Annotated in this window: 24 protein-coding genes and 1 pseudogene; 18 read left to right on the top strand and 7 right to left on the bottom strand. The window is 60.7% G+C overall.

Annotated elements, in window-relative coordinates; translation table 11 throughout:
* Nucleotides 1–96: 96 nt before the first annotated feature.
* From OGM67_05565 to OGM67_05520, 10 genes and pseudogenes are all read left to right on the top strand, one after another.
* Entirely contained in the window at nucleotides 97–1,398 is a 1,302-nt protein-coding gene (locus tag OGM67_05565; GenBank protein UYJ35782.1) for an insulinase family protein, read from the top strand.
* Nucleotides 1,388–2,686 carry an insulinase family protein gene (locus OGM67_05560; protein UYJ35781.1) on the top strand — a complete coding sequence of 433 codons (1,299 nt, stop codon included), beginning with the start codon at nucleotides 1,388–1,390 and terminating at the stop codon, nucleotides 2,684–2,686. Before OGM67_05565 ends, OGM67_05560 begins: the two co-directional genes overlap by 11 nt.
* A 17-nt stretch (nucleotides 2,687–2,703) precedes the next feature.
* Entirely contained in the window at nucleotides 2,704–3,300 is a 597-nt protein-coding gene (gene lgt, locus OGM67_05555) for a prolipoprotein diacylglyceryl transferase (protein UYJ35780.1), read from the top strand.
* Nucleotides 3,293–3,583, top strand: coding sequence for a prolipoprotein diacylglyceryl transferase (locus tag OGM67_05550; GenBank protein ID UYJ35779.1), 291 nt, complete (start codon nucleotides 3,293–3,295; stop codon nucleotides 3,581–3,583). Before lgt ends, OGM67_05550 begins: the two co-directional genes overlap by 8 nt.
* Nucleotides 3,570–3,743 (top strand): hypothetical protein, encoded by a 174-nt coding sequence (locus OGM67_05545; protein UYJ35778.1) that lies wholly within the window; start codon nucleotides 3,570–3,572, stop codon nucleotides 3,741–3,743. Before OGM67_05550 ends, OGM67_05545 begins: the two co-directional genes overlap by 14 nt.
* Before the next feature lie 104 nt (nucleotides 3,744–3,847).
* Nucleotides 3,848–4,700: pseudogene (folD, locus tag OGM67_05540) on the top strand (bifunctional methylenetetrahydrofolate dehydrogenase/methenyltetrahydrofolate cyclohydrolase FolD).
* 369 nt (nucleotides 4,701–5,069) lie between these two features.
* Nucleotides 5,070–5,381: a 50S ribosomal protein L21 gene (gene rplU / locus OGM67_05535; protein ID UYJ35777.1), complete on the top strand. Its 312-nt coding sequence runs from the start codon at nucleotides 5,070–5,072 to the stop codon at nucleotides 5,379–5,381.
* Nucleotides 5,382–5,395: 14 nt separating this feature from the next.
* Nucleotides 5,396–5,647 carry a 50S ribosomal protein L27 gene (gene rpmA, locus OGM67_05530; protein ID UYJ35776.1) on the top strand — a complete coding sequence of 84 codons (252 nt, stop codon included), beginning with the start codon at nucleotides 5,396–5,398 and terminating at the stop codon, nucleotides 5,645–5,647.
* Between the two features lie 63 nt (nucleotides 5,648–5,710).
* Entirely contained in the window at nucleotides 5,711–6,994 is a 1,284-nt protein-coding gene (obgE, locus tag OGM67_05525; protein UYJ35775.1) for a GTPase ObgE, read from the top strand.
* 2 nt (nucleotides 6,995–6,996) lie between these two features.
* A complete protein-coding gene (locus OGM67_05520) occupies nucleotides 6,997–7,401 on the top strand; it encodes a cysteine--tRNA ligase (protein UYJ35774.1) in 405 nt (134 codons plus the stop codon).
* A 156-nt stretch (nucleotides 7,402–7,557) separates the two neighbouring features.
* Here OGM67_05520 and OGM67_05515 read toward each other — a convergent pair whose 3' ends face one another.
* Nucleotides 7,558–7,695, bottom strand: coding sequence for a hypothetical protein (locus tag OGM67_05515; GenBank protein UYJ35773.1), 138 nt, complete (start codon nucleotides 7,693–7,695; stop codon nucleotides 7,558–7,560).
* A 101-nt stretch (nucleotides 7,696–7,796) separates the two neighbouring features.
* Here OGM67_05515 and OGM67_05510 point away from each other — a divergent pair, with 101 nt between their 5' ends.
* From OGM67_05510 to OGM67_05500, 3 genes are all read left to right on the top strand, one after another.
* Entirely contained in the window at nucleotides 7,797–9,170 is a 1,374-nt protein-coding gene (locus OGM67_05510; GenBank protein UYJ35772.1) for an RsmF rRNA methyltransferase first C-terminal domain-containing protein, read from the top strand.
* Between the two features lie 108 nt (nucleotides 9,171–9,278).
* Nucleotides 9,279–10,016, top strand: a complete 738-nt coding sequence (locus tag OGM67_05505; protein UYJ35771.1) for a YebC/PmpR family DNA-binding transcriptional regulator — start codon at nucleotides 9,279–9,281, stop codon at nucleotides 10,014–10,016.
* Between the two features lie 187 nt (nucleotides 10,017–10,203).
* A complete protein-coding gene (locus OGM67_05500; GenBank protein UYJ35770.1) occupies nucleotides 10,204–11,838 on the top strand; it encodes a PASTA domain-containing protein in 1,635 nt (544 codons plus the stop codon).
* Nucleotides 11,839–12,084: 246 nt separating this feature from the next.
* On the opposite strand, the gene rpsR is transcribed toward OGM67_05500, so the two are convergent.
* From rpsR to rpsF, 3 genes are read right to left on the bottom strand one after another with little or no spacing between them, the layout of a single operon-like run.
* Nucleotides 12,085–12,327, bottom strand: a complete 243-nt coding sequence (rpsR, locus tag OGM67_05495) for a 30S ribosomal protein S18 (GenBank protein UYJ35769.1) — start codon at nucleotides 12,325–12,327, stop codon at nucleotides 12,085–12,087.
* Nucleotides 12,328–12,363: 36 nt separating this feature from the next.
* Nucleotides 12,364–12,840 (bottom strand): single-stranded DNA-binding protein, encoded by a 477-nt coding sequence (locus OGM67_05490; GenBank protein ID UYJ35768.1) that lies wholly within the window; start codon nucleotides 12,838–12,840, stop codon nucleotides 12,364–12,366.
* An 11-nt stretch (nucleotides 12,841–12,851) separates the two neighbouring features.
* Nucleotides 12,852–13,136 (bottom strand): 30S ribosomal protein S6, encoded by a 285-nt coding sequence (gene rpsF / locus OGM67_05485; protein UYJ35767.1) that lies wholly within the window; start codon nucleotides 13,134–13,136, stop codon nucleotides 12,852–12,854.
* A gap of 318 nt (nucleotides 13,137–13,454) precedes the next feature.
* On the opposite strand from rpsF, the gene trkA reads away from it, so the two are divergent.
* Nucleotides 13,455–14,819: a Trk system potassium transporter TrkA gene (gene trkA / locus OGM67_05480; protein ID UYJ35766.1), complete on the top strand. Its 1,365-nt coding sequence runs from the start codon at nucleotides 13,455–13,457 to the stop codon at nucleotides 14,817–14,819.
* Nucleotides 14,820–14,829: 10 nt separating this feature from the next.
* Nucleotides 14,830–16,305, top strand: a complete 1,476-nt coding sequence (locus OGM67_05475) for a TrkH family potassium uptake protein (GenBank protein ID UYJ35765.1) — start codon at nucleotides 14,830–14,832, stop codon at nucleotides 16,303–16,305.
* A 114-nt stretch (nucleotides 16,306–16,419) separates the two neighbouring features.
* Here OGM67_05475 and OGM67_05470 read toward each other — a convergent pair whose 3' ends face one another.
* A complete protein-coding gene (locus OGM67_05470; GenBank protein ID UYJ35764.1) occupies nucleotides 16,420–16,848 on the bottom strand; it encodes a hypothetical protein in 429 nt (142 codons plus the stop codon).
* A 112-nt stretch (nucleotides 16,849–16,960) separates the two neighbouring features.
* Between OGM67_05470 and OGM67_05465 the strand changes: the two genes are divergently transcribed.
* The 3 genes from OGM67_05465 to OGM67_05455 all read left to right on the top strand — a co-directional run bounded on the left by OGM67_05465 (nucleotide 16,961) and on the right by OGM67_05455 (nucleotide 19,870).
* Complete coding sequence (locus OGM67_05465) at nucleotides 16,961–17,803, top strand: polysaccharide deacetylase (protein UYJ35763.1); 843 nt, start codon at nucleotides 16,961–16,963, stop codon at nucleotides 17,801–17,803.
* A gap of 183 nt (nucleotides 17,804–17,986) precedes the next feature.
* Entirely contained in the window at nucleotides 17,987–18,526 is a 540-nt protein-coding gene (locus OGM67_05460; protein UYJ35762.1) for a hypothetical protein, read from the top strand.
* A gap of 18 nt (nucleotides 18,527–18,544) precedes the next feature.
* On the top strand, nucleotides 18,545–19,870 hold the full coding sequence (locus OGM67_05455) for an alpha-amylase family glycosyl hydrolase (GenBank protein ID UYJ35761.1): 1,326 nt from the start codon (nucleotides 18,545–18,547) through the stop codon (nucleotides 19,868–19,870).
* 103 nt (nucleotides 19,871–19,973) lie between these two features.
* Here the strand turns inward: OGM67_05455 and OGM67_05450 are convergent, their stop codons facing one another.
* A complete protein-coding gene (locus tag OGM67_05450; GenBank protein UYJ35760.1) occupies nucleotides 19,974–21,446 on the bottom strand; it encodes a glutamate synthase subunit beta in 1,473 nt (490 codons plus the stop codon).
* A gap of 15 nt (nucleotides 21,447–21,461) precedes the next feature.
* Nucleotides 21,462–26,012, bottom strand: coding sequence for a glutamate synthase large subunit (gene gltB, locus OGM67_05445; protein UYJ35759.1), 4,551 nt, complete (start codon nucleotides 26,010–26,012; stop codon nucleotides 21,462–21,464).
* Nucleotides 26,013–26,492: the final 480 nt, after the last annotated feature.

Below are 26,492 nucleotides of genomic sequence, written 5' to 3'. Positions count from 1 at the left end.
AACAATATATAGTATCTGTTGCAAGTTTTTTGTTTACTTTATGTCGTTAAAGCGGTATAATACCAATATCTATTGATGTTTGAAAGGAATAACGATTTGGAACGTAAACAACTCGCACCCGGCGTATACATCACCACGCTGGATGCTGCTAAATTTAACCGCTGCCGCATTACGCTGCATCTGCGTTTCCCGGCCCGGCGGGAATCTGCCACCGATGCCGCCGTGCTGGCCCTTGTCTTGGAGCGCGGCTATGCGGCCTGCCCCGATATGACCGCCCTGTCCCGCCGTCTGGCCGAGCTGTACGGCGCGGACCTCGGCGTTGACCTTGCCAGTGCGGGCACCGACCGCGTGCTTTCCGCCGACATCTGCGGCATCAAGGACGCCTACGCACTGGCGGGGGAGAATCTGACCGATGCCTACGCCGACATCGTGTTCGGCACGATCTTCGACCCGTATCTTGTGGACGGTGCCTTTGACCCCGAGGCCGTGCGCATCGAAACGGAAACGCAGGCCCGCCGTCTTGAGGCGGAGTTCAACTCCAAGCGGCTTTACTGTGTGCGTCAGGCGCGCCGTAAATTCTACGGCGATACCCCGGCCGGCATCGAGCTGGGCGGCTACCCCGGCGAGCTGGTCCATGTGACCCCGCAAAGCCTCAAGGCTGAGTATGACCGCATCCTCTCCACCGCATCCATTGATGTGATGGTGCAGGGCGTGGACGAGGCCCGCGTGGCCGATCTGCTGCTGAAAAAGCTGGAGGGTCTGCACCGCGATCCGCAGCCGTTTGCTGCCCCCACCGCGATGCCTGCCATGCCGCTGCGCCACTTTAAGGAGGAGATCCCCGGTTTGACGCAGGCCAAGCTGTGCATGCTGTTCACGACCGGCGAGGAGCACCCCAACCCGCCCAGCGTCAGCATCCTGCGCGTTGCGATGAGTGTGCTGGGCGGCTCTGCGACCAGCCGCCTGTTCCGCGATGTGCGGGAAAAGCAGTCCCTCTGCTACTATTGCGGCTCTGCCGCCCAGCGGGCCACCGGCGTCATGATGATCGACTCCGGCGTCGAGCCCGGCAAAGAGCAGCAGGCCGAGGCCGCCATCCTTGCCGAGCTGGAGGGGCTGAAAAACGGCCCCATCACGCAGGAAGAGGTCGATGACTGCCGCCGCGGCCTGCTGTCCAGTATGGACGCGCTGGGGGACAGCCTTGCTGCGCTGGAAAACTGGTACTACGGCCAGATTACCCGCGGCGAGCCGCTCTACCCGCCGGAGTACGGCAAGGTTCTGACCGGCGCCGTCAGTCTGGACGAGGTGCGCCAGACGCTGCAGAGCTACCACTATTCCGTCTGTTACGCCGTGACCGCCGAGCCGGGCACGCAGGGGAAAGGAGGCAGCGAGGATGTTGAATAACGACCACGCCGCTTTTGAGGCGGCCCAGAGCCGTGCTGCCGCCGCCGTAAGCTGTGAAAGCGTTGTACTGCCCAGCGGCCTGACTGTGCTTTGCCGCACGATGCCGGGCTACAGCAGTGTACACGCCATTTACGCTACCGGCTTCGGCTCGATCCACCGCGCCTTCAAGCTGGACGGCAAACAGGTTACGCTGCCCGCCGGCACGGCGCATTTTCTGGAGCATAAGATGTGCGAGACGCCCAAGGGCGACTCTTTCAATTTTTATGCCAAGACCGGTGCCTCGGCCAACGCTTTTACCAGCTATGACCGCACCTGCTATCTCTTCTCCGCCACCCAGAAGATCGACGAAAACCTTGACATTTTGCTGGGCATGGTCGGCAAGCCGTGGTTTACCAAGGCCACCATCGCCAAGGAGCAGGGCATCATCGGGCAGGAGATCAAGATGTACGATGACAGCCCTGACTGGCGGCTGCTGAACGCACTGTTCCGCTGCCTGTATGCGGACCACCCGCTGCGGGACGACATCGCCGGCACGGTCGAGAGCATTGCCGAGCTGACGCCGCAGATGCTTTACAGCTGCACCAAGGCGTTCTACGCGCCCTCCAACATGGTGCTGAGCGTGGCCGGCAAGATCACACTGGCGCAGGCGGTCGATGCCTGCAAGCGCAACGGGCTCTACCGCGCCCGCGCCCCGCATGAGGTCGAGTGGGCGATCCCCGCGCAGAGCGGCCCGCTGCCCCACAGGGAGGCCGTCTTTACAATGCCCGTCACAAAGCCCTGCTTCGGTGTGGCCTACCGGGAGGAGCCGCTGGCCGAGGGGGATATAAAGCGGGAGCTGCTGCTGGATATGCTGGGGGATCTCGTTGTCGGCGGCCTGACGAAGCTCTACCGCCGTCTGTACGATGAGGCGCTTGTCAACCCGGAATTCTCGGGCGATTTCATCGCGGTGCGCGGTGCCTGCGCTGTGGCCTTTACCGGTGAGAGCGATACCCCGCGCGAGGTCGTGGATCTGCTGCAGGCAGAGATCGAGCGGATGCGCCGTGACGGTGTGGACCCCGAGGTCTTTATGCTGGTGAAAAACCAGATGTACGGAGAACTGCTGGGCGATGTCGAGGCCGTGGACGATGCTGCCGAGGAGGCCGCTGCGGCCTGCCTGAAGGGCCGCACCCTGGCTGACGAGATCGCTGCACTGGCCGAGCTGACGGTGGATGATGCAAATGCCCTGCTGCGCACGGCCCTGCGGGAGGAAAACCGCGCCTATGTGCAGATCGACCCGGCAGAAGCGTAAAGAGGGGAAAGGTAAAAATGATCTATCATGTGCAATTTCCCGGGTTGGGCCTTGACCTGACCGTGAACCGGGTGGCGCTGTCCATCGGCGGGTTCAATATCTATTGGTACGGCGTTATCATTGCGGCGGGTATGCTGCTGGCAATGCTCTACGCCTTCCGCAATGCCGTGGACTACGGCATTGACTCCGACCGGCTGGTCGATGTGGTGGCCATCGGCACTGTGATGGCCATCGTATGCGCCCGCATCTACTATGTGGCTATGGCGCCCTTTGCCTACCAGAGCATCTGGGAGATGATCGACATCCGTAAGGGCGGCATCGCCATCTACGGCGCGGTCCTCGGCGCATTTATCTTTGGCGGGCTGGCCGCCAAATGGCGCAAGGTGCCGCTGCTGCCGCTGTTTGATCTTGTCTCGCTGGGGTTCCTCATCGGGCAGGGTATCGGCCGCTGGGGCAACTTCGTCAATCAGGAGGCGTTCGGCACAAACACAACGCTGCCCTGGGGCATGTACAACGGGCAGATCTTCTCGGGTATGTCATCTATCTCCGATCCGGTCCACGGGCAGATCGTCCTCGGTATGTCATCTCCGGTGCATCCCACAATTTTTGTATGAGAGCATCTGGTGTCTGGTCGGCTTTCTTGCGCTGGCTGCGTTCTTTAAAAAACGGCGCTTCAACGGGCAGATCTTCCTCGGGTATGTCATCTGGTACGGCCTCGGCCGCGCATGGATCGAGGGGCTGCGCACCGACTCGCTGCTGATCGGCAGCACGGGGCTGCGGGCCAGCCAGCTGGTGGCCATCGGCTCGGTGCTCGCGGCAGCTGTGCTGATGGTCATCGGCCTGCGCAGCGCCAAGGGAAAAAACGCTGACCGTCACGCTGGCTGTGAGGGACATTAAAAAGCAGGCCGAGGCAGGGGAGCGGTTCACCCCGGACACCCTGCCTGCCAATGCGCCCCACGCCGAATTCGTCAAGGCCACCGATGCTATGAACGCGCGTCTTGATGCGCTGGATTTGAACACCGTGGAGATCGAAGAAATAGAGGGCCCGCAGGAATAACCGGCAACCGCTTGCAGCACGGCGATAGGTGCTGCTGGTGTAAGAGTTGACACCGCTTTGCCGCCCTGTGCGACAAAAAATATATTTGAAAGAGGGAAAGTATCATGGGAGCAGCCATCATTGACGGCAAGGCATTGGCCGCAGCCACGAAGGCCGAGGCCGCAGAAAAGGTCAGGGAGCTGAAAAGCCGGGGCATCAACCCCTGTCTGGCGGTCATTCTGGTAGGCGAGAACCCCGCCAGTCAGGTCTATGTCCGCGGCAAGATCAACGACTGCGCGCAGTGCGGCATTGAGAGCCGCAGCATCAACCTGCCCGCCGACACCACGCAGGAGGCGCTGCTGGCCGAGGTGAAAAAGCTGGCGGAGGATGCCGCCGTCCACGGTATTCTGGTGCAGCTGCCGCTGCCCGCCCAGATCGACGAGAAGGCCGTTATTGACGCCATTCCGCCGGAGAAGGATGTGGACGGCTTTTCGCCCGTCAATGTCGGCCGGATGCAGATCGGTGAGCCGTGCTATCTGCCCTGCACCCCGGCGGGCTGCATCCGGATGATCGAGTCCACCGGCACTGAGATCGCCGGCAAGAACGCGGTGGTCATCGGCCGCTCCAACATCGTGGGCAAGCCGGCGGCGCTGCTGCTGCTGGCCAAGAACGCCACGGTCACGATCTGCCACTCCAAGACGGAAAACCTCAAAGAGGTCTGCGCCGCCGCCGATATTCTCGTGGCCGCCGTCGGCCGCGAGGGCTTTGTGACCGGCGATATGGTCAAGCCCGGTGCGGTGGTCATTGATGTGGGCATCAACCGCGGTGCGGACGGCAAGCTGCACGGCGATGTCAATTTTGCCGAGGCCGCCGAGAAGGCCGCCCTACATCACCCCGGTACCCGGCGGTGTCGGCCCGATGACCCGCGCCATGCTCATGCTGAACACAGTCGAGGCCGCAAAGCGGCAGGGCCGCTAATAAAGGCTTCCCCCCTTGGGGGAAGCTGTCCGCGAAGCGGACTGATGAGGGGCAACCTTGCCATTGCAGCTCACTGATGGGATACAACCGCAGACTTGCCCCTCATCCGGCCCTGCGGGCCCACCTTCAGTCTACGCGCTAAGAGCCGCCTACGGCGGTTGCGCTCCGACACGCGCCAGCGGGCGCAGCCCCTTGGGGGAAGGCAAAAGAATTCTGAAATTTTAACCTTCCCACGCTTGAAACCCCCTTGACAACTGCGGTGGTTATATGGTAAGATACTAGAGCCGCATGGTATGGGCTGTATAAGTGTGTGCATTTTTCGGCACACCGCCCTACAGACCAGCGAGACTTATTGAAAGAGGTTATCACATGTACGCAGTTATCAAAACCGGTGGCAAGCAGTACAGCGTTAAGGTCGGCGACGTTGTTTATGTCGAGAAACTGAACGCTGAGGACAACAGCGAAGTCACCTTCGATCAGGTTCTCGCCGTTGGCGAGGAGGGCTCTGTCAAGGTCGGCGCTCCCGTTGTTGAGGGCGCTTCCGTTGTTGCCAAGGTCGTTAAGACCGGCAAGGGCAAGAAGCTCAACATCCTGACCTATCGTCCCAAGAAGGGCAGCATGGTCCGCAAGGGTCATCGTCAGCCCTACACCAAGGTGGAAATCACCGCGATCAACGGCTAAGGAGGTAAATCACAATGGCACATAAGAAAGGCGTAGGTTCTACCAAGAACGGCCGTGATTCCGAGTCCAAGCGCCTCGGCGTCAAGCGCGGCGACGGTCAGTTCGTTCTGGCCGGCAACATCCTGGTCCGTCAGCGCGGCACCCACATCCATCCGGGTGAGGGCGTTGGCATCGGCAGCGATGACACCCTGTTCGCTCTGGTCGATGGCCGCGTTCACTTCGAGCGCATGGGCCGTGACCGCAAGCGCTGCACGGTCAAGCAGTAAAAAAACCGGTACGGCGGGCCTTTGCGGCTCGCTCGTTTTTTGTAGTTATCAGAGAGGTACACAATGGCAACCAGTAATTTTATTGATACCGCCACGATCTGGCTGCACGCCGGCAAGGGCGGCGACGGCGCGGTGACCTTCCACCGCGAAAAATTCGTGGCGGCGGGCGGCCCGGACGGCGGTGACGGCGGCCGCGGCGGCGACATCATCTTTGTGGCGGACGATAACCTGTCCACCCTGATGGACTTCCGCTACAAGCGCAAATACACCGCACCCGACGGCGAGAACGGCCGTGCCAAGCGGATGAGCGGTGCGGACGGTGATGACCTTGTCATCCGCGTACCGCGCGGCACCGTGCTGAAGGAGGCCGAGACCGACCTCGTCGTGGCCGACCTGACCGGCTCCGAGCCAGTGGTCGTGGCCAAGGGCGGCCGCGGCGGCTGGGGCAACAGCCACTTTGCCACCCCGACCCGCCAGATCCCCAAGTTCGCCAAGCCCGGCCTGCCCGGTGAGGACATGCACCTCAAGCTTGAGCTGAAGGTCATTGCCGATGTGGGCCTGATCGGCTTCCCGAATGTAGGCAAGTCCACCCTCATCAGCATCATCTCGGCGGCGCGCCCCAAGATTGCAAACTACCACTTTACGACGCTGACCCCGGTGCTGGGCGTTGTCCGTGTCGGCCCCGAGCAGAGCTTTGTCTGCGCTGATATTCCGGGCCTGATCGAGGGCGCGGCAGAGGGTGTCGGTCTGGGCCATGACTTTTTGCGCCATGTCGAGCGCTGCCGCCTGCTGCTGCACGTCGTTGATGTCTCGGGCTGCGAGGGCCGCGACCCCAAGGCGGACTTTGAGCAGATCAACCACGAGCTGGCCGGCTTCAGCGCTGAGCTGGCCGACCGCCCGCAGATCGTGCTGGGCAACAAGTGCGACATTGCCACCCCGGAGCAGGTCGAGGAGTTCAAGAGCTATATCGAGGCGCAGGGCCTGACCTTCCTGCCGATCTCCGCCGCGACCCGTCAGGGCGTGGACGGCCTGCCCGCGCTGGTCTACAACCGCCTGAAGGACCTGCCCCCGGTCAAGATCTACGAGGCAGAGTACAAGCGCCCCGACAAGAGCGCCCAGCCTACCCGCCCCTTCACGGTGGAGCGCACCGGCGACCACGAGTTTACTGTCGATGCCCCTTGGCTGGAGCGTATCCTTGCCGGCACGAATGTCGAGGACTACGAGAGCCTGCAGTATTTCCAAACGCAGCTGGGTGATTCCGGTATTCTGGACGAGCTGGTCGCGCAGGGCGTTGAGGAAGAGGATACCATCAAGATCGGCGAATATGAGTTCGATTATCTGTATTGATTATGCTGTTTGAAACGAAATCTGAAGTTGACATTCATGAGATGTCGCCGCTGGCACTGGCCTTTGTGGGCGATGCTGTGTTGGAGCTGCTGGTTCGCGCCCGTCTGGTGGGCACGACCCGCCTGCAGCCCAACCGGCTGCACACCGTGGCTACGCATTATGTAAGCGCCCACGCCCAGAACCGGGAGCTGGAGCTGATCGAGCCGATGCTGACCGACGCCGAGGCCGCCGTGCTGCGGCGCGGCAAAAACGCCAGCAAGGCCACGGTGGCCAAGCATGCCACCGTGCAGGAGTACCGCGCCTCCACCGGCTTTGAGTGCCTGCTGGGCTGGCTTTACCTGCAGGGCAAGAACGACCGTATTGAGGAACTGTTCAACGCGATGTGGGATGGGTATAAGCCGGAATAAAACAAAAAGCCTTCCCCCTTGGGGGAAGGTGGCCGAAGGCCGGATGAGGGGCGCGTTTCCCCGGTAATCGGGGTTGTAGGGGCGGATTCTATATCCGCCCGTGGCTGTTTGCCGTTGCCGCCTATGTACCCCGCGCCCACTGGGGCGCGGTCTGCCTCACTTGCGGCTCTTGCTGTTGGTGGTGTTGGTGCTGTTGTTGGTGCGGCTGGTGCTGCTCTGCTGGGTGCGGTTCGTGGTTTTCTGGGTGCTGTCGCTTGTGCGGTTGGTCGAATTGTTTGTCTGATTCTTTGCCATAGGTGGTTGACTCCTTTCGCAAGTAAAAAGCGATCTGCGGCCCTTCTGGGCTGCACAGGTAGTTTGCCCGCCCATGGCTTTTTTATGCAAAGGGGGCCGTTTTGGAATTTCCAAAGGATTTTACGGCGCGGGAGAAGGCGCTGCTGGGGGACCGCTTTGAGGAGTTGTATACCTACGCCACGGCGCAGCCTGCCCGCGGTGTGACGGTCAATACACTGCGCTGTACACCGGACTGGTTTGCGGCACACACGGATTTTGCCGCAGAACCGTCAAAATTCTGCCGTACTGCGTTCACCACGGCGGCAGACTTCCGCCCGGGGCGGCACCCGTGGCACCATGCGGGGCTGCTCTATGCGCAGGAGCCGAGTGCATCTGCCCCCGCCGCCTTGCTTGATGTGCGCCCCGGCATGTGGGTGGCGGACCTCTGCGCTGCGCCCGGTGGAAAAACCAGCCAGCTTGCGGCTGCCCTGCAGGGGCAGGGCCTGCTGCTGGCGAATGAGTTTGTGGCCGCCCGCGCCGAGATCCTGCGCCAGAATCTGGAGCGGATGGGCGTGACGAACGCCGTTATCACCAACGAGGACACCGCCAACCTTGCCAAAGCCCTGCCCGGGCAGTTTGACCGGGTGCTGGTCGATGCGCCCTGCTCCGGCGAGGGCATGTTCCGCAAGGAGGCGGTGGCTGCCGCCCAGCACAGTGACGCCCTTGTGGCCCACTGTGCAGAGCTGGGCGCGGAAATTTTAGAAAATGCTGCGGCCCTGCTGGCCCCGGGTGGCGTGCTGGTCTACTCGACCTGCACCTTTGCCCCGGCGGAGGACGAGGCGCAGATCGCAGCCTTTCTTGCAAAGCACCCCGAGTTCACCCTCTGCGACCTGTCCGGCTGCGGCTTTGGCCGCCCGGGCGAAGCAAACCGCGCCCCGGACCACCCGGATTTCCACGCCGAATATACCCGCCGCATCTGGCCAGCGGACGGCGGCGAGGGGCATTTTATGGCGAAGCTGCAAAAGGCCGCCGATGCCGAGGTGCCGAACCAGCCCAAGGTCAAGCCGCCCAAGGCGGTAAAACCCCCGGCGGAATGGCTGGAATTTGCCAAGGCTTATTTCCCGGCGCTGGCATCCCGCCCGCTGGCCGGGGCGGGGGAGTGGCTGCTGCTGCCCGCACCGGGCAGCGAGGGGCTGAACACCGCAAAGCTGCGCGTTGTGCGGGGCGGTGTGCTGGCGGGCAGTGTGCTGAAAAAGCGGTTCCAGCCGGCCCACGCGCTCTTTATGGCCTACGGCGCGGACTGCACGAACCGGGAGGAGCTGACGCTCGCCGACCCGCGCACCGCCGCCTGGCTGCGCGGCGAGGAGATCGATGCTGCCACCGCCCAAAACGGCTGGTGCGCCGTGCTGGTGGACGGCTTCCCGCTCGGCGGGGGCAAGGTCAGCGGCGGGCGCATCAAAAATCATTACCCAAAAGGGCTGCGCAACCTGCAATAAAGCGCGCTGCCCCTCTTGAAAAGCACGACCTGTTGTGGTATACTATTTTAATGGTAATTATCGGCTTTACTGCCGCTGCCTTGTGAATACAAATTAGGGGGATTTTCCATGTCCGGACATAGCAAATGGAATAACATCAAACGCAAAAAGGAAAAAACTGACGGCGCCCGCGCCAAGGTTTTCACCAAGATCGGCCGTGAGATCGCCGTTGCCGTTAAGGAGGGCGGCGGCAACCCCGCCTCCAACTCCAAGCTGGCTGCGCTGATCGCCAAGGCCAAGGCCAACAGTGTGCCTAACGACAACATCCAGCGTATCATCAAGCGCGCCGAGGGCGGCGATAAGACGGAGTATGAGGCAATCACCTACGAGGGTTACGGCCCCGGCGGCATCGCCGTTATGGTCGAGACCCTGACCGATAACCGCAACCGCACGGCTGCCAACATGCGCCACTACTTTGACAAGTTCGGCGGCAATCTGGGCCAGATGGGCTGCGTTGGCTTTATGTTCACCCAGAAGGGCGTTATCGTCGTCGATCTCGAGGATAAGGATCCTGACGAGCTGATGATGGACGCGCTGGACGCCGGTGCCGATGACTTCGATGCAGGCGAGGAGGCCGCTGAGGTCACCACCAGCCCCGAGAACTTCACCGCTGTCTGCGAGGCACTCGAGCAGAAGGGCTACAAGTTTGTTTCTGCCGATGTGGCACAGGTGCCCTCCACCACCACCACGCTGACCGATCCCGATCAGCTGGTTCAGATGGGCAAGCTGCTGGATGCGCTGGATGACGATGACGATGTCCAGAACGCCTGGCACACCCTTGAGAACGAGGAAGACCTCGACCGCTAAACCACAGAATGCAAAAAGAGAGTGAAGGGCGACTTTTGCTCTCTTTTTTGTACGGCAGAACGGTAGGGGCCGGGCATGCCCGGCCTGCAGCGTAGAAATGACCCGAGATTTTCGGGCTGCCGCAAAGTTCAGGGCCGGACATGTCCGGCCCCTACAAGCATGTTTTTAATTGAAAAGGAGCGTTACTATGCCTGAACTCCTTTGCCCGCACTGCCTGCAGCCGCTGGACAACGGCTACCACGGCGAGTGCGTCCACTGCGGGCGCTCGCTGGAGAACCGCAACCCAGAGGGTGCGCTGCCCCTCGGCACCCAGTTGGGCGGCAAGTATACCGTGGGCGCATACCTGAGCGCCGACGGCGATGGCCTTTCCTACCGCGGTGTGCTGAACGCAGAAGAGCGCTTTGTTCTTATCAAGGAATATTTCCCGGTCACGCTCTGCAACGGGCGCAGCGCGTCAGGGGCACTGATGCCCAAGGAGGAAAAAGAAGTCCTTTTCAAGACGAGCCGCATGGACTTCAAGGACCTGTACGACGATCTGCACAACCTGACCCCGGCCACCGGCCTGTCCACCATCCTCGATGTCATGGAGGAAAACAACACGGTCTATGCTGTGGAGGAGAACGAGAAGGGCATGACCCTTTCCCACTATCTCCACCTGCGCAGCCGCACACTGACCCCCGCCGAGACGCGCACCCTGCTGCAGCCCATCATGGAGGGCGTGGCGCTGCTGCACACCTCCGGGCTGATCCACCGCGGCATCTGCCCGGACAATATCCTGCTGCCCATTGACGGCACGGCCCGCCTGACGGGCTACGGCACACTGGCCCTGCGCACCGGCGGCAGCGAGCTGAAAAGCCAGCTGTACCCGGGCTACGCCGCGCCGGAGCAATACTCCGCCGCCGAGTTCAGCGGCCGCTATACCGATGTTTACGCATTGGCGGCAGTCTGCTACAGGATGGTCACGGGGCAGACGCCGGTGGCTGCGCCCCAGCGCAGGGTGCGGGACAGTCTGGAGTCTGCCCATAGTCTGGAGGCAGGCGTCCCCACATGGTTCTCGCAGGTATTGGCCTGCGCCATGCGGATGGACCCCGCCAAGCGGATGCAGACTGTGCCCGAGCTGATGAGCGCCCTGACCGACCCGAATGTCGCCAACGCCATGTTTGAGCGGGGCGATAACCAGATCAGCACCCGCAAGATCATGGCGGTGTCGCTGGTCGTTATCTTTGTGCTGGTCGTGCTGCTGCTCTGGAGCCTTGCGGGCGGCAGCAGCAACGGCGGTACGCCGTCCGCCACGCCGCAGCCCACAGCGGCCGCAGCAGCAGGGGAGAATGCAGAAGCTGCGACCGTGCCGAACCTTGTGGGGCTGCGCTATACGACCGACATCAAGGGCAACGATGCCTACAGCGAATTCCGCATCGTCATGGTCGAGCAGGGCTCCGACACCGTGCCGCAGGGCGTTGTCATCAGTCAGGACCCGCCTGCGGGCACGGAAAAGCTGATGGAGGACCAGATCATCCAGATCGTAGTCAGCAGCGGCCCGAATCTTGTGGAGATGCCCGACATCATCGGCTTTACGCAGGCAAACGCCAGCAAAAAGCTGGACGCACTCGGCATCCAGTACAAGATGGTCATGGTCGATAATGATGGCACGATGGCCGCAGGCTGTGTGGCCAAGACCGACTATACGGCGGGCACCAAGATCAATACCGAGAATGTGACGGTAATCGTCAGCATTGCCGGGGAGCGTGACGATACGCTGGTGGCCCAGACGGGGAATGCGGGGGAGAGTACACCCGAACCGACCCCGCAGCCGGAAGAGTGAGTGATAGCGGCAGGTGGGAAAAGCCCCTCCGGTCATCGCTTCGCTCGACCACCTCCCCACTGCGTGAGGAGGCTTTTTGAGGCGGCCAAAGGCCGCCGTCAGAAAGGCTCCCCGCCATGCGGGGAGCTGGCCGAGCCTGCGAGGCCTGAGGGGCTTTTCCCGTTTGCGGTGTAAGAAACAAAAAAGAGCAGTCTCTTGCGAGACTGCTCTTTTTCAGTGCATTTTGGCAATGCCAACGCGGCGAGATTAGTCGCTGACGTAGGGCATCAGAGCCATGTAGCGGGCACGCTTGATGGCAACCGTCAGCTCACGCTGATGGAAAGCGCAGGTACCGGTCACACGGCGGGGAATGATCTTGGCGCGCTCGCTCACGTACTTGCGCAGGCGGGGCAGATCCTTGTAATCAATGTGATCAACGCGGTCAACGCAGAAGGAGCAAACCTTCTTGCGGCCACGATGCATCGGACGAGAAGAACGATCCATAGCCATTGTGGAAACCTCCTTGTTAGAATGATACTTTCGATTTTAGAACGGCAGGTCGCCCTCATCCTCGATCAGTGCAAAGTCATCATTGCTGCCGGCAGAATAGCTCGGCGCAGGATTGGCCTGCACAGCAGGACGGGCGGCGGGGGCTGCCATGGGTGCGCCGTAGCCGGCATCACCCATCGGTGCGGCGTTTGCGGATTTAGGAGCGGCAAAGTTGACGTTGTTGGCCACGATCTCAATCGCGGTGCGGTTGTTGCCGTTCTTGTCCTGATACTGGCGGCTCTGCAAACGGCCGTCAATAGCGATCAGAGAACCCTTCTGGAAATACTTGCAGACAAACTCTGCCGTGCGATCCCAAGCAACAACATCCAGCCAGTCAGCCTGACTCTGGCCGTTGGCGTCGCGGCGTCCGCGGTCGCATGCGATGCGGAACGAAGCGACGTTTTTGCCGGTCGTGGTCTGGCGCAGCTGCGGGTCCGCGGCAAGGCGGCCCATAATAGCAACAACATTCAGCATTGGTTTACTCCTTACTCCTCAACAGCAAGAGTCATGCTGCGAAGAACGCCCTCAGTGATCTTGAAAATGCGGTCCAGCTCAGCCGGGAAATCGGGCTCGCTGGTGAAGCTGATCACCGTGTACACACCCTCGGTCTCATCGTTGATGGGGTAAGCAAGACGCTTCTTGCCCCAATCATCAACAGAATCGATCGTACCATTCGCTGCGATCAGGTTCTTGAACTTGTTGATCAGAGCGTTGGAAGCCTCTTCGTCGAGGTTCGCGGTGGTAACCATCATGGTTTCGTACTTAGCCATATTCTGTGCACCTCCTTTTGGACATTAGGCCTTCTCTTTTAACGGAAAAGACAAGGATAACTGTGTGATTTCACACAGCATCTAATTATAGCAAGTTTCCGGCAGCTTGTCAATGCAAAATTTGCCCTGCAGGGCGCAAATTTGCGGACTTTTTCAAAAAATCTTGTACAATCCGTGAAAATGTCCTATTGCTTTTTCCTGCGGCTTTGCTATAATGGGCTTAATAATGCACAACTCTTGCCTGGTATCGCGGCACTGCAGGGGCGGGCATGGCTCGCCTGCTGCCCCGGTTTGCAATAAAAGAAATGGAGCGTTCGTATGAGAATCGTGGTCATCGGCCTTGGCAAAGTCGGCCGTGCCTTGACCGCCCAGCTTACGGCGGAAAACAATGACATTGTCGTTATCGACCAGAACCCTGACCTGATCGAGGATATTGTAAACATCTATGATGTGCGCGGCGTGCCCGGCAACGGTGGCAGCTATGAGGTCCAGAAGGAGGCGTTCGAGGACGGTGCGGATCTTCTGATTGCCACGACCTCCAGCGATGAGATCAACATCCTTGCCTGCCTTGTGGCGAAAAAGCTCGGCACGCAGCACACCATTGCCCGTATCCGCAACCCGGAGTATGAGAAGCAGCTGCGCTTTATGCGCGATGAGCTGGGCCTGTCGATGATCATCAACCCGGAAAAGACCACCGCCCGCGAGATCGCGCGGGTGCTGCGCTTCCCCTCGGCCATCAAGCGTGAGCAGTTCTGCCGCCAGCGGTTTGAGCTGATCGAATACCGCCTGACCGAGGACAACCCGCTGGTCGGCCTGCAGCTGGCAGACCTCTACCGCAACATCCGCGTTAAGATCCTGATCTGTGCGGTCGCACGCGGCAGTGAGACGATCATACCCACCGGTGCCTTTACGCTGCAGGCAGGGGATAAGATCTACCTGACCGCCTCGGCCCGGGACCTTGAATCCTTCTTCCGCCGGCTGAACCTCTTTAAGGAGAAGGCAAACAATGTCATGATCGTCGGCGCAAGCCGGATGGCCTACTACCTCGTCAAGGAGCTGCAGGACATCCAGAAGCGCGTCACCGTCATCGACAGCGATGCGGCTCGCTGTCAGGAAATGAGCGAGAAGTTCCCCGGCGTGCTGGTCATCCACGGGGACGGTGCGGACGCCGAGCTGCTGAGCGAGGAGCGCATCACCGAGATGGACGCCTTTGTGGCGCTGACCGGTCTGGACGAGACGAACATCATTCTGGCAATGTATGCCTCCCAGATGAACTCCTGCAAGGTGGTGGCAAAGATCAACCGCAGCTCCTTTGCAGATCTGGCCACAGCCAAGGGCATGGTGGACAGTGTGGTCTCCACGGCATCGGTCACATCGGAGTCCATCGCCATGTATGTCCGCGCCATGCAGAACAGCTTTGAGTCGGAGAACATCAAGACGCTGCACCGCCTTGTGGGCGGCCGGGTCGAGGCGCTGGAGTTCAATGTGGCCCCGGGCCTGCCCTTCATCGGTGTGCCGCTCAAGGATCTGACGCTGCGCAAGGGCCTGCTGGTGGCAGGCATCGTGCGCCGCAGCGGCCAGACGGTCATTCCCTCCGGCAATGACGCCCTGCAGGAGGGGGACGATGTTGTCATCGTCACCACCGACACGACGCTGCACGCGCTGCGTGACATTGTAAAGTGAGGGCGGCGGCATGAATTATAAAATGGTAGGGTTTGTGCTGGGGCGCATCTTCCTGATCGAGGCGGCGCTGATGCTCTTTCCCATGGGGTGCGCAGCGATCTACGGCGAGTGGGCCTCGATCCCCGCATTCCTGATCCCGGTGCTGATCCTGCTGGTGCTGGGCCTTGCCGCCAGCCTGAAAAGCCCCAAGGACACCAAGATCTACGCCCGCGACGGTCTGGCCATCGTGGCGCTGGTCTGGGTGCTGCTGTCGGTTTTCGGCGCACTTCCCTTTGTCATCACCGGCGAGATACCGTCCTTTGTGGACGCCTTTTTTGAGACGGTTTCGGGCTTTACGACCACCGGCTCCACGATTTTGACCGATGTTGAGTCGCTGAGCCACGGCATCCTGTTCTGGCGCAGCTTTTCCCACTGGATCGGCGGTATGGGCGTTCTTGTTTTTGCGATGGCGGTGCTGCCCATGACGGACGGCCGCGCCATGCACCTGATGCGCGCTGAGGTCCCCGGCCCGACCTGCGGCAAGATCTCGAGCAAATTGAGCGACAGCGCTAAGATCCTCTACGCCATCTATCTCGCCATGACCGTTATCGAGACGGTCATGCTCTGCGCGGGCGGTATGCCACTGTTTGACGCGCTCATTCACGCCTTCGGCACGGCGGGCACCGGCGGCTTCAGCAACAAGGCGCTGAGCGTGGGTGCCTACAACGACCCTTATTTTGAGGTCGTGATCGGTGTGTTCATGCTGCTGTTCGGCATCAACTTCAACCTGTATTATTTCCTGTTGCTCCGCCATTTCCGTGAGGCTCTCGCCTCGGAGGAGCTGCGTGTCTATCTGGGCATCGTGGCATTCTCGACCCTGACCATCACGGCGAACATCGCAGGCCTGTACGACTCTGTCGGCACGGCGCTGCGCACGGCGTTCTTTCAGGTGTCGTCCATCGTGACGACCACGGGCTACGCCACGGCGGACTTCAACCTCTGGCCGACCTATTCGCGGGTCGTCATCGTGATCCTGACCTTTGTGGGTGCCTGCGCCGGCTCAACGGCGGGCGGCTTAAAGGTCTCCCGCGTTATCATCATCTTCAAGGCGGCGCGGCAGGATCTGAACAAGATGCTGCACAGCCACGCCGTCACCACGGTCCGGTTTGAGGGCAAGCCGCTGGACGAAAAGACCCTGCGCGGTGTACACAACTATTTTAACATTTATATCATGCTGCTGACGCTGTCGGTGCTGCTCGTCTCACTGGACGGCTTTGATGTGGTCACGACCTTTACGGCAGTTGCGACCTGCCTGAACAATGTCGGCCCCGGTCTGGAGCTGGTCGGCCCGATGGGCAGCTTTGCGGAATTTTCCGCCCCGGTCAAGCTGCTGCTGGCCTTTGATATGCTGGCAGGCCGCTTGGAGCTTTACCCGATGCTGGCACTGTTTGCCCCGCGCCTGTGGCGCAAGCGCATCAACGCGATGCACGAGGCGAGAGCGAAATAAGTACGAGAGTTTTATTCCTTTTCTTGCAAAAAAAGGAGCCGAAAAGAACTCCAAACAAATAAAGAAAAATGCGGGAGACTGCCGGTAAAAGGGCAGTTTCCCGCGTTTTGTTACTTACTCTACGAATAGCGAATCGTCCCCATACCGCCCAATATAGGATGGGTCTTTCTCGGAATAATACAAATTGCCCAGCACTTCTTCCGGGGCGTTGTCGGCCAGGTAGCGCGCGTGCAGCTCGGTGGCAAAATGGGTGCCCTGCAAAATTTGCAGTGTGTCCGTGTAGCTGGTGCCGTCGATCTCATATTTGACCGTGATGATGTAGACGTAATCGGTGTTGCTCCCATTGACAGAGTAGGAGGTGTGCGCCGTCGCTTTCATGTCGGTAATGCGATAGGCGTCCGGCAAAATCACGCTGGTGTAGGTATGCTTGCGGTAAATATCCATCCCCAGCACAATAAGGATGGAAAACAGTATGCCGATCCCGCAGACGGCCAGCGCCGCCAGCAGCGCCTTCTTGTCGGATTTGGTAATTTTCAGCTTCATGCGGCAGGCCTCCCACAGCGTTTTCTCTATTATACCATACACCGCTGCCTATGTCTATTTCCTGCCGCGCCCGCATACCTTGTACCAGACCATAACAGGGGAGGGGCTTGTAATGCGGCGCAATGCAAACCGGGAGGAACGAGGCGGGCGGCTGCTGTCCGCGCTGGCTGCGGCGGTGCTGCTGACGCTGCTGCTCGGCATTATTCATCGGCTGTACCACTGTGAATATACCGATACCGACACCCCCAACGACTGTTTTGCCGTGTCGGCTGCCACCGGGGAGACGGCGCTGCCCAAAATCGTTTGCCTGACCTTTGATGACGGACCGAGCAAAAATACCGTGCCGATTCTGGAAATCCTTGATCGGGAGCAGGTCCCGGCCACCTTTTTTGTCTGCGCGCAGGACGCCAACGAGCGCTATCTGCCGCTGGTGGCAGACATTGCGGCGGCGGGGCACCAAATTGCGCTGCACAGCGCGACACATCAGTACTCGAAAATTTACGCGAGTACCGATGCCTTCTGGCAGGACATCAAGGCGCTGCGGCAGGCGCTGGAGCCCTATGTTGACGTCGGCGGCATTGACTGGCTGCGCTTTCCCGGCGGCAGCACAAACACAGTCAGCCACCGCTACGGCGGGCGCGGCATTATGAAAACCCTCAAGGCGCAGGCCGAGCAGAAGGGCTACCACTGGATCGACTGGAATGTCTGCGCGGAGGATGCCACCGCCAGCCATCCCGATGCGGCGCAGATCCTGCGCAATATCCGCCGCGATGCCGAGGGGCACGACCTCTGCGTGGTGCTGCTGCACGATACCAAGGCCACCGGCCAGACTGTGAAGGCCCTGCCGGACATCATACAATGGTTCCGGGAGGAGGGCTATACCTTTTGTACGGTCGCACAGATGCAGGCCGTCAAGGATGAGGTAAGCCAGCCAAAGGAACAGCCAGCCGGGTAACACAGGCGGCGCGCCTGACGAAAGGCCCCGCATAACATCGCCAGAGGCTTTATTCTGGTAGGAAAAGGGGCACGCCTATGTAAAATTGTACAAAATAAACAGCAAATCCTTGCAATGTGGAACAAAACGGGGTATAATGTACAAGAATCGCGTGAAAGGCTAAGGCAGGAGGGAGAAAACACCATGCGCAAAACGGAAAGCCAGAAGATCGCGCTCTGCGGTATGCTGGGGGCGTTGTCGGTGGTGCTTCTGCTCATCGGCAGCGCCTTACAAATCGGCACCTACGCTGCGCCGATGCTCGCGGCTTTTCTGCTTATTCCGGTGCTGGAGGACTACGGCCCGCGCTATGCGCTGACTCTCTACGCAACGGTGTCGATTTTGGCCGTGCTGCTTGTGCCGGAGACCGAGCTGGCGTTTTTCTATGTGCTGGTCATGGGGTATTACCCTGTGCTGCGTGTGAAGCTCAACACGATAAAAAGCAGGTGGGTGCGCTGGATCATAAAATTTGCTGTATTCAATGCGGCCACTGTGCTGGTCTATCTTTTGCTGTTTGCATTGCTCGGTCCCGCTGTTCTGGACGAGCTGCTGGCCGATGGAACGGCCATGCTGGCGGTGCTTTTGGCCGCGGGCAACCTGTCCTTCTGGCTGTGTGACCGGGCGCTGGCCGCGCTGACGCGGTATTACCATCTGGTGGTCAAGCCAAAACTGAAAAAGAAGTTCTGATTTTGGAAGGAGAAAAACATGTGGTACGATGAAGCGGTAGTTTATCAGATTTATCCGCTGGGCCTTTGCGGTGCGCCGCTGCAGAACAGCGGTGACCAGACACAGGCCGGGGAGCATCGCCTGCTGCGTGTGCTGGACTGGGTGGAGCACATCAAGAAGCTGGGAGCAACCTGCGTGCTGTTCAACCCGCTGTTTGAGAGTGACGCCCACGGCTATGATACCCGTGACTACAACAGGGTAGACTGCCGTCTTGGCACCAATGATGACCTCAAGCAGGTCTGTGCGGCGCTGCATGCGGCGGCGGGCATCCGGGTTCTGCTTGACGGTGTTTTCAACCATGTGGGGCGCGGCTTCTGGGCGTTCCGCGATGTGCAGGAAAAGCGCTGGGACAGCCCCTATAAGGATTGGTTCCATATCAGCTTTGACGGCAACACGAATTACAATGACGGCTTCTGGTATGAGGCGTGGGAGGGCTGCAACGAGCTGGTCAAGCTGAATCTGCAGAACCCCGATGTCAAAAACTACCTGTTCGATGCCGTGCGCGGCTGGGTGCGCGACTATGACATTGACGGTCTGCGTCTGGATGTGGCCTACTGCCTCGATCTCGGCTTTTTGGCGGAGCTGCGCGGCTTGGCAAACAGCATCAAGCCGGAGTTTGTGCTGGTGGGTGAGACGCTGCACGGCGATTACAACCGCTGGATGAACGACCACGCCTGCCACAGCGTAACGAACTACGAGTGCTATAAGGGGCTGTATTCCAGCTTCAACACCGGCAACATGCACGAGATCAGCTACAGCCTGAACCGCCAGTTCGGCGCGGAGCAGTGGTGCCTGTACACGGGTAAGCACCTGCTGAGCTTTGTGGATAACCACGATGTAACGCGCATTGCGACGATCCTGACCGACAAGAGCTGCCTTGCGCCCCTCTATGGGCTGCTGTTCGGTATGCCCGGTGTGCCGGCAGTCTACTACGGCAGTGAGTGGGGCGTAGAGGGCGACAAGAAAAACGGCGACCCGACGCTGCGCCCGGCCATTGAAAAGCCGGAGGAAAACGACCTGACCGCATGGATCGCCGCGCTGGCCCATGCCCGTACAGCCAGCAAGGCGCTGTGCTGGGGCAGCTACCGCAATGTGCTGGTGCAGCCGAAGCAGCTGATTTTTGAACGCTATGCCGACGGTGAGCGGGTGCTGGTAGCCATCAATGCGGACGGCAATCCGTTTGACGCCCACTTTGACGCCGGCTGCGGCCGCGCGGTAGACCTGATCACCGGGGCCGACCACGACTTCGGCGGCGGCAGCACGCTGGAGCCGTACAGCTGTCATTTCTGGAAGTGCGAGCGGTAATACGATATAAAAAGGCACCTGCCGGGGAATCGGCAGGTGCCTTTTTGCGTTATATTGCAGGGGGCAATGCAGGCATCCGCCCCTACAGGATGGCCCTATTTATTTACAGGTTCGTGTAGCCCATCAGCTTTTCATCCACCACGGCGGCGGTGTCGCGGCCCTCGCGCAGCGCCCACACGACAAGGCTCTGGCCGCGGCGCATATCGCCGCAGGCGAACACCTTCGGGTCGGCGGTGGCGTACTTCACATCGGTCACCGTGCCGCGCGCTGTCAGCTCTACGCCGAAGGCATCCGCCACATACGGCTCACAGCCGGTAAAGCCAGCCGCGATCAGCACCAGATCACAGTCCACCGTATATTCCTCGCCGGTGGGAACCATCTGGCGGCGGCCGTCCACAACCTCGCTTTTCAGCTTGGCGATCAGCGCACCGCAGACCTGCCCGACCTCGTTCTTGTAGAACTCTTTGACCGTTGTCTGGTAGACGCGGGGGTCATTGCCAAACAGGGCGATGGCCTCCTGCTGGCCGTAGTCGGTTTTCAGCACACGCGGCCACTCCGGCCAGTCATTGCCGGGGGCACGGGCAGCGGGCGGGCAGGGCATCATCTCCAGCTGGGTAACGCTCTCGCAGCTCTGACGAATGGCCGTGCCTACGCAGTCGTTGCCGGTGTCGCCGCCGCCGATGACCAGCACCCGCTTGCCGGCGGCAGAAACCGCGCGGCCGTCCGCAAAGCCGGAATCCAGCAGACTGCGGGTCACGCTTGTCAGGTAATCCACCGCAAAGTAGATGCCCTGCGCATCACGGCCGGGGACATTGATGTCGCGGGCCTGCTTGGCGCCGCAGCAAAGCACGACCGCATCATAGCGGGCCTTCAGCTCATCGGCTCTGACGGTGCTGCCAACATCGGCATTAAAGATAAACTCGATGCCCTCATCCTGCAAAATTTTAACCCGGCGGTCGATGACCCACTTCTCCAGCTTCATGTTGGGGATGCCGTACATCAGCAGGCCGCCCGCGCGGTCCTCGCGCTCATAGATCGTCACCTTGTGGCCGCGCTTGTTGAGCAGGTCCGCCACCGAAAGCCCTGCAGGCCCCGCGCCGATGACAGCTACCGTCTTGCCGGTGCGCGCCGGGGGCGGTACAGCGTGGATAGCGCCGCTCTCATAGCCGTATTCCACGATGGCACGCTCGTTTTCCTTGACAGTCACGGGATCGCCTGTGACGTTGCCGCAGGTGCAGGCCGCCTCGCACAGGGCAGGGCAGACCCGGCTGGTAAACTCCGGGTAGCGGTTCGTGGCGATCAGGCGGTGTACGGCCAGATCCCACTTGCCCTGATAGACCAGATCGTTCCACTCGGGGATGAGGTTGTTCAGCGGGCAGCCGCTGAACATCCCGCCCAGCTGGACGCCGCTCTGGCAGAAGGGCACGCCGCAGTCCATGCAGCGCGCACCCTGCGCCTGCTGCTCATCGGTGTGCAGCGGAAGATGAAACTCGTTGAAATTCCGGATGCGTTCCTCGGGCGGCAGCTCCAGGCTGGTCTGCCGTGCGATCTCGATAAATCCTGTCGGTTTTCCCATTGTAGTCTGCCTCCCTTATTTTGCGTTTTTCATGGCGTAGAACGCTTCCATCTGCGCCTGCTCGCTGTCCTCGCCCTTTTCTTCCATCTGGGCGATAAGGCGCAGCATCTTGTCGTAATCGTGGGGCAGGACCTTCTTGAACTTGGGCAGGTATTCGCCAAAGTTGTCAAGGATGTGTCTGCCGCGCGGCGAGCCTGTCAGCTCGACATGCTCACGGATAAGATCCTTCAGCAGCGATACATCGTACTTATGCTCAACAGGCTCCAGACTGACCATGTCCTTGTTGACGCGCTGGTAGAAGTCCCAGTCCTCGTCCAGCACATAGGCGATGCCGCCGCTCATGCCGGCTGCAAAGTTTTTGCCGGTCTTGCCTAAGACTACTACCGTGCCGCCGGTCATATACTCGCAGCCGTGGTCGCCCACGCCCTCAACAACGGCGATGCCGCCTGAGTTGCGCACGCAGAACCGTTCGCCCGCGACACCGTTGATGAACGCCTTGCCGCCCGTGGCACCGTAGAGCGCCACATTGCCGATAACGATGTTCTCGCTGCGGTCAAAGGCGGCGTTTTTCGGCGGGTAGACGATGATCTTGCCGCCGGACAGCCCCTTGCCGATGTAGTCGTTCGCATCGCCGACCAGCTCCAGCGTCAGCCCCTTGGGGAGGAACGCGCCGAAGCTCTGGCCGCCGTAGCCGTGGCAGACCACATGGAAGGTATCATCGGGCAGCGTATTGCCGAATTTGGCGGTGATCTCGCTGCCGAAGATCGTGCCGAACGCGCGGTCGGTGTTGCCGACCTCCAGCGTCACAGTGGCGGGCTTCGGCTCGGCGGAATCAAAGTTCTTCTTGAACTTCTTCATCAGAACGCGCATGTCGGGGTTTTTTTCAAGCTGGAAGTTATAGACAGCCTTCGGGTCGAAGTGAATGTTGGAATTTTCGATGAGCGGGTTCTGCAGCAGCGCCGAGAGGTCCATCTCACCGGCGCGGGAGCCTGCGGGGGCGGGCTTGACCTTCAGCAGGTCGGTGCGGCCAACCAGCTCATCGACGGTGCGCACGCCCAGCTTTGCCATGTACTCGCGCAGATCCTCGGCCATAAAGCGCATAAAGTTCATGATGTACTCGGGCTTGCCCTTGAACCGCTTGCGCAGCTCGGGGTTCTGGGTGCAGATGCCCATCGGGCAGGTGTCGAGGTTGCAGACGCGCATCATCACGCAGCCCATCGCAACGAGGGGGCCGGTGCCGAAACCGAATTCCTCGGCACCCAGCAGGGCGGCGATGGCTACATCGCGGCCGCTCATCAGCTTGCTGTCGGCCTCGATGCGCACGCGGCTGCGCAGACCGTTCATGATCAGGCACTGGTGTGCCTCAGCCAGACCCAGTTCCCACGGCAGACCGGCGTTGTGGATGGAGTTGCGCGGTGCTGCGCCGGTGCCGCCGTCAAAGCCGGAAATCAGGATGACCTCCGCACCGGCCTTGGCCACGCCGGCTGCAATCGTGCCGACACCGGCCTCGCTGACCAGCTTGACATTGATGGCTGCCTTGCGGTTGGCACACTTTAAATCGTAGATAAGCTGTGCCAGATCCTCGATCGAGTAGATGTCATGGTGCGGCGGGGGAGAGATGAGCCCCACGCCGGTCGTGGAGTGGCGGGTCTTGGCGACCCACGGGTAGACCTTGCCGCCGGGCAGCTGGCCGCCCTCGCCGGGCTTGGCACCCTGCGCCATCTTGATCTGAATCTCGCTGGCGGATACCAGATACTTGCTGGTGACGCCGAAGCGGGCGGACGCCACTTGCTTGATGGCGGAGTTGCGCTCTGTGCCGAAGCGGTCCTCGGCCTCGCCGCCCTCGCCGGTGTTGGACTTGCCGCCCAGCCGGTTCATGGCGATGGCCATACACTCGTGGGCTTCCTCGGACAACGCGCCGTAGCTCATGGCGGCGGTCTTGAACCGCTTCACGATGGAGTCCACACTCTCGACCTCGTTGAGCGGGATACCCGCCTCGGGGTAGTTGAAGTCGAGCAGGCTGCGCAGATGCATCGCATCGCCGCCCTCATTGGCGGCGGCCGCCGTGTACTGCTTGAAGATGTCGTAGCTGCCGGTCCAGCAGGCCTGCTGCAGCAGGTGGATGGTCTGCGGATTGTACAGGTGCTGTTCGGCAGCGGGGCCGCCGCGGTACTTGTGAGCACCCAGACTCGGCAGCTCGCGGTTGATGTCCAGTCCCAGCGGGTCAAAGGCCTCCTGATGGCGGGCCTCCAGATCGTTCTGGATGTCCTGAATTGTGATGCCGCCCACGCGGGAGACGGTGTTCGTGAAGTACTTGTCCACGACCTCTTTCGAGATGCCGAGTGCCTCAAAGATCTGGCTGCCGGCGTAGGACTGGATGGTGGAGATACCCATCTTGGAGGCAATCTTCACGATACCGGCCAGCACGGCCTGGTTGTAGTCCTGCACAGCGGCGTAGTAGTCCTTGTCCAGCAGGCCGTCCGTGATGAGCGCGCCGATCGTCTCCTGCGCAAGATAGGGGTTGATGGCGGCGGCACCGTAGCCCAGCAGGGTCGCAAAGTCATGCACAAGGCGCGGCTCGCCGCTCTCAAGGATCAGGGCCATGGCGGTGCGCTTGCGGGTACGCACCAGATATTTGCTGACCGCGCCGACAGCCAGCAGGCTGGGAATGGCGACATGGTACTCGTCAATGTCGCGGTCAGACAAAATCAGGATGTTGGCGCCGTCGCGGTAGGCGCGGTCCACATCGACAAACAGCCGGTCGATGGCCTTTTCCAGATCGGTATTCTTGTAGTAGCAGATGGACAGCGTCACAACCTTGAAGCCGGGCACATCCATCGCCTTGATCTTGAGCAGGTCGGTCTCGGTCAGGATCGGGTTCTCGATCTTCAGCACCTTGCAGTTGTCGGCGTTTTCCTCCAGCAGGTTGCCCTGCGCACCGACATAGACGGTGGTGGAGGTGACGATCTTCTCGCGCAGGGCATCGATCGGCGGGTTCGTGACCTGCGCGAACATCTGCTTGAAATATTCGCTCAGGGACGGGCGAGTGTGGCTCAAAACGGCCAGCGGGGTATCGCTGCCCATCGCCCCGGCAGGCTCGCTGCCGTTCTTCGCCATCGGCAGCAGGATCGTCGAGACATCCTCATACCGGTAGCCGAACGCCTTCTGCAGCTGGACAAGCTGCTCCTTGGTGTAGGAGGGAACCTTCTTGTTGGGGACCTTCAGGCCGGACAGCGGGACCAGATTGCGGTCCAGCCACTCGCCGTAGGGCTGGCGGCCGGCGTAGTCGGCCTTCAGCTTTTCATCATCGACAAGCTCGCCCTTGATGGTATCGACCAGCAGCATCTTGCCGGGGCGCAGGCGGTCCTTGCGGACGATCTCCTCAGCGGGCAGATCCAGCACGCCGACCTCGCTGGACAAAATCAAGCGGCCGTCCCTCGTGATGTAGTAGCGGCTGGGGCGCAGGCCGTTGCGGTCCAGCACCGCGCCCATGACATCACCGTCACTGAACAGGATGCTGGCAGGGCCGTCCCACGGCTCCAGCATCGTGGCGTAATACTGGTAAAAATCGCGCCGTTTGGGGTCCATCGCCTTGTTATTGTCCCACGGCTCGGGGATCGTGACCATGACGGCCAGCGGCAGATCCATGCCGTTCATGACCATAAATTCCAGCGTGTTATCCAGCTGGGCAGAGTCGGAGCCGCCCTGATTGACGATGGGCAGAACCTTCGTCATATCGTCCTTTAGGTAGTTGGAGCCGATAGTCTCCTCGCGCGCAAGCATCGTATCCACATTGCCGCGGATCGTGTTGATCTCGCCGTTGTGCAAAATAAAGCGGTTGGGGTGGGCGCGGTTCCAGCTGGGGGCCGTGTTGGTCGAAAAGCGGCTGTGCACCATGCCGATGGCGGATTCGTAGTCGGTGTCCTGCAGGTCGGGGTAGAACAGCCGCAGCTCCTTGACGAGGAACATGCCCTTGTACACGATGGTGCGGCTGGACAGGCTGCAGACATAGGTGTCGGGGCTGGACTGCTCAAAGACGCGGCGCACCACATACAGGCGGCGGTCAAAGGCGATGCCCGCCTCCAGGCGCTGCGGCTTGCCCACAAAGCCCTGCCAGATGCTGGGCATACAGGCCACAGCCTTGTGGCCGAGGATCGCGGGGCAGGTGGGTACCTCGCGCCAGCCCAAAAACGGCAGACCCTCCTTTTTGCAGACGATCTCAAACAGCTTTTTGGCCTGATTGCGCTTCAGCTCGTCCTGCGGGAAAAAGAACATGCCAATGCCGTATTCACGCTCTTTCCCCAGTGTGATGCCCAGCTCGGCCGCAACCTTCTGAAAGAATTTGTCGCTGATCTGTGTCAGAATGCCTACGCCGTCGCCGGTCTTGCCCTCAGCGTCCTTGCCTGCGCGGTGCTCAAGATGCTCCACGATCTGCAGTGCATCGTCAATGGTTTGGTGGCTCTTGCGGCCCTTGATGTCCACGACCGCACCGATGCCGCAGTTGTCATGCTCAAATTGGGGGCTGTACAGCCCGGCGGGGGACTTGCGCTCGGTAAAGTTTTCCATGCCTTGTAATCGCTCCTTCCCAAATGCCGAAAGCATCGCAGCTACGCACATAACGCTGCAGCTCTCGGGGTAAACAAAAAAGACGCCCCCACAGGGCGCACAGGCCCCTTGTGGGAACGTCTTTGTTCTTGTCTGCATCATACCATAGATACAGGTGCTTTACAATGCTAAAGCAAAAGATTTTACGGAAATTAAGCAAAAAAGATTTCTAAATTTAATTTGAGAAGGTAAAACCTAATAAAATTAAGCAAGCGACATGTTGTAGGGGCGGCATATATGCCGCCCGCGGCTTAACGGCATACCCCTTTTCCGGTTTGCATCGTAGGGAGGGGTCTTGACCCCTCCGCGGCGGCCAGAGGGCTGGCCGCCCTACGGTCTGCCGGAAGGTACATGCCGCCCTGCGGGGCGTCGGGAACGCCGCCCCTACACAGTGCGCCGCGCTGTAGGGGCCGGGCATGCCCGGCCCGCGGCCTCCCGGAA

Source organism: Oscillospiraceae bacterium (assembly GCA_025757985.1).
Classification (GTDB): Bacteria; Bacillota; Clostridia; order Oscillospirales; family Ruminococcaceae; genus Gemmiger.
The sequence above is the reverse complement of the archived record's forward strand: the minus strand, read 5'-3'. Positions and strand labels throughout refer to the sequence as shown.

What these genes read in the sequence shown, in the direction of transcription:
- OGM67_05560 (UYJ35781.1), top strand. Translation starts at nt 1,388, where the DNA reads ATGTTGAATAACGACCACGCCGCTTTTGAGGCGGCCCAGAGCCGTGCT.
- lgt (UYJ35780.1), top strand. Translation starts at nt 2,704, where the DNA reads ATGATCTATCATGTGCAATTTCCCGGGTTGGGCCTTGACCTGACCGTG.
- rplU (UYJ35777.1), top strand. Translation starts at nt 5,070, where the DNA reads ATGTACGCAGTTATCAAAACCGGTGGCAAGCAGTACAGCGTTAAGGTC.
- rpmA (UYJ35776.1), top strand. Translation starts at nt 5,396, where the DNA reads ATGGCACATAAGAAAGGCGTAGGTTCTACCAAGAACGGCCGTGATTCC.
- obgE (UYJ35775.1), top strand. Translation starts at nt 5,711, where the DNA reads ATGGCAACCAGTAATTTTATTGATACCGCCACGATCTGGCTGCACGCC.
- OGM67_05520 (UYJ35774.1), top strand. Translation starts at nt 6,997, where the DNA reads ATGCTGTTTGAAACGAAATCTGAAGTTGACATTCATGAGATGTCGCCG.
- OGM67_05515 (UYJ35773.1), bottom strand. Translation starts at nt 7,695, where the DNA reads ATGGCAAAGAATCAGACAAACAATTCGACCAACCGCACAAGCGACAGC.
- OGM67_05505 (UYJ35771.1), top strand. Translation starts at nt 9,279, where the DNA reads ATGTCCGGACATAGCAAATGGAATAACATCAAACGCAAAAAGGAAAAA.
- OGM67_05500 (UYJ35770.1), top strand. Translation starts at nt 10,204, where the DNA reads ATGCCTGAACTCCTTTGCCCGCACTGCCTGCAGCCGCTGGACAACGGC.
- rpsR (UYJ35769.1), bottom strand. Translation starts at nt 12,327, where the DNA reads ATGGCTATGGATCGTTCTTCTCGTCCGATGCATCGTGGCCGCAAGAAG.
- OGM67_05490 (UYJ35768.1), bottom strand. Translation starts at nt 12,840, where the DNA reads ATGCTGAATGTTGTTGCTATTATGGGCCGCCTTGCCGCGGACCCGCAG.
- rpsF (UYJ35767.1), bottom strand. Translation starts at nt 13,136, where the DNA reads ATGGCTAAGTACGAAACCATGATGGTTACCACCGCGAACCTCGACGAA.
- trkA (UYJ35766.1), top strand. Translation starts at nt 13,455, where the DNA reads ATGAGAATCGTGGTCATCGGCCTTGGCAAAGTCGGCCGTGCCTTGACC.
- OGM67_05475 (UYJ35765.1), top strand. Translation starts at nt 14,830, where the DNA reads ATGAATTATAAAATGGTAGGGTTTGTGCTGGGGCGCATCTTCCTGATC.
- OGM67_05470 (UYJ35764.1), bottom strand. Translation starts at nt 16,848, where the DNA reads ATGAAGCTGAAAATTACCAAATCCGACAAGAAGGCGCTGCTGGCGGCG.
- OGM67_05465 (UYJ35763.1), top strand. Translation starts at nt 16,961, where the DNA reads ATGCGGCGCAATGCAAACCGGGAGGAACGAGGCGGGCGGCTGCTGTCC.
- OGM67_05460 (UYJ35762.1), top strand. Translation starts at nt 17,987, where the DNA reads ATGCGCAAAACGGAAAGCCAGAAGATCGCGCTCTGCGGTATGCTGGGG.
- OGM67_05455 (UYJ35761.1), top strand. Translation starts at nt 18,545, where the DNA reads ATGTGGTACGATGAAGCGGTAGTTTATCAGATTTATCCGCTGGGCCTT.
- OGM67_05450 (UYJ35760.1), bottom strand. Translation starts at nt 21,446, where the DNA reads ATGGGAAAACCGACAGGATTTATCGAGATCGCACGGCAGACCAGCCTG.
- gltB (UYJ35759.1), bottom strand. Translation starts at nt 26,012, where the DNA reads ATGGAAAACTTTACCGAGCGCAAGTCCCCCGCCGGGCTGTACAGCCCC.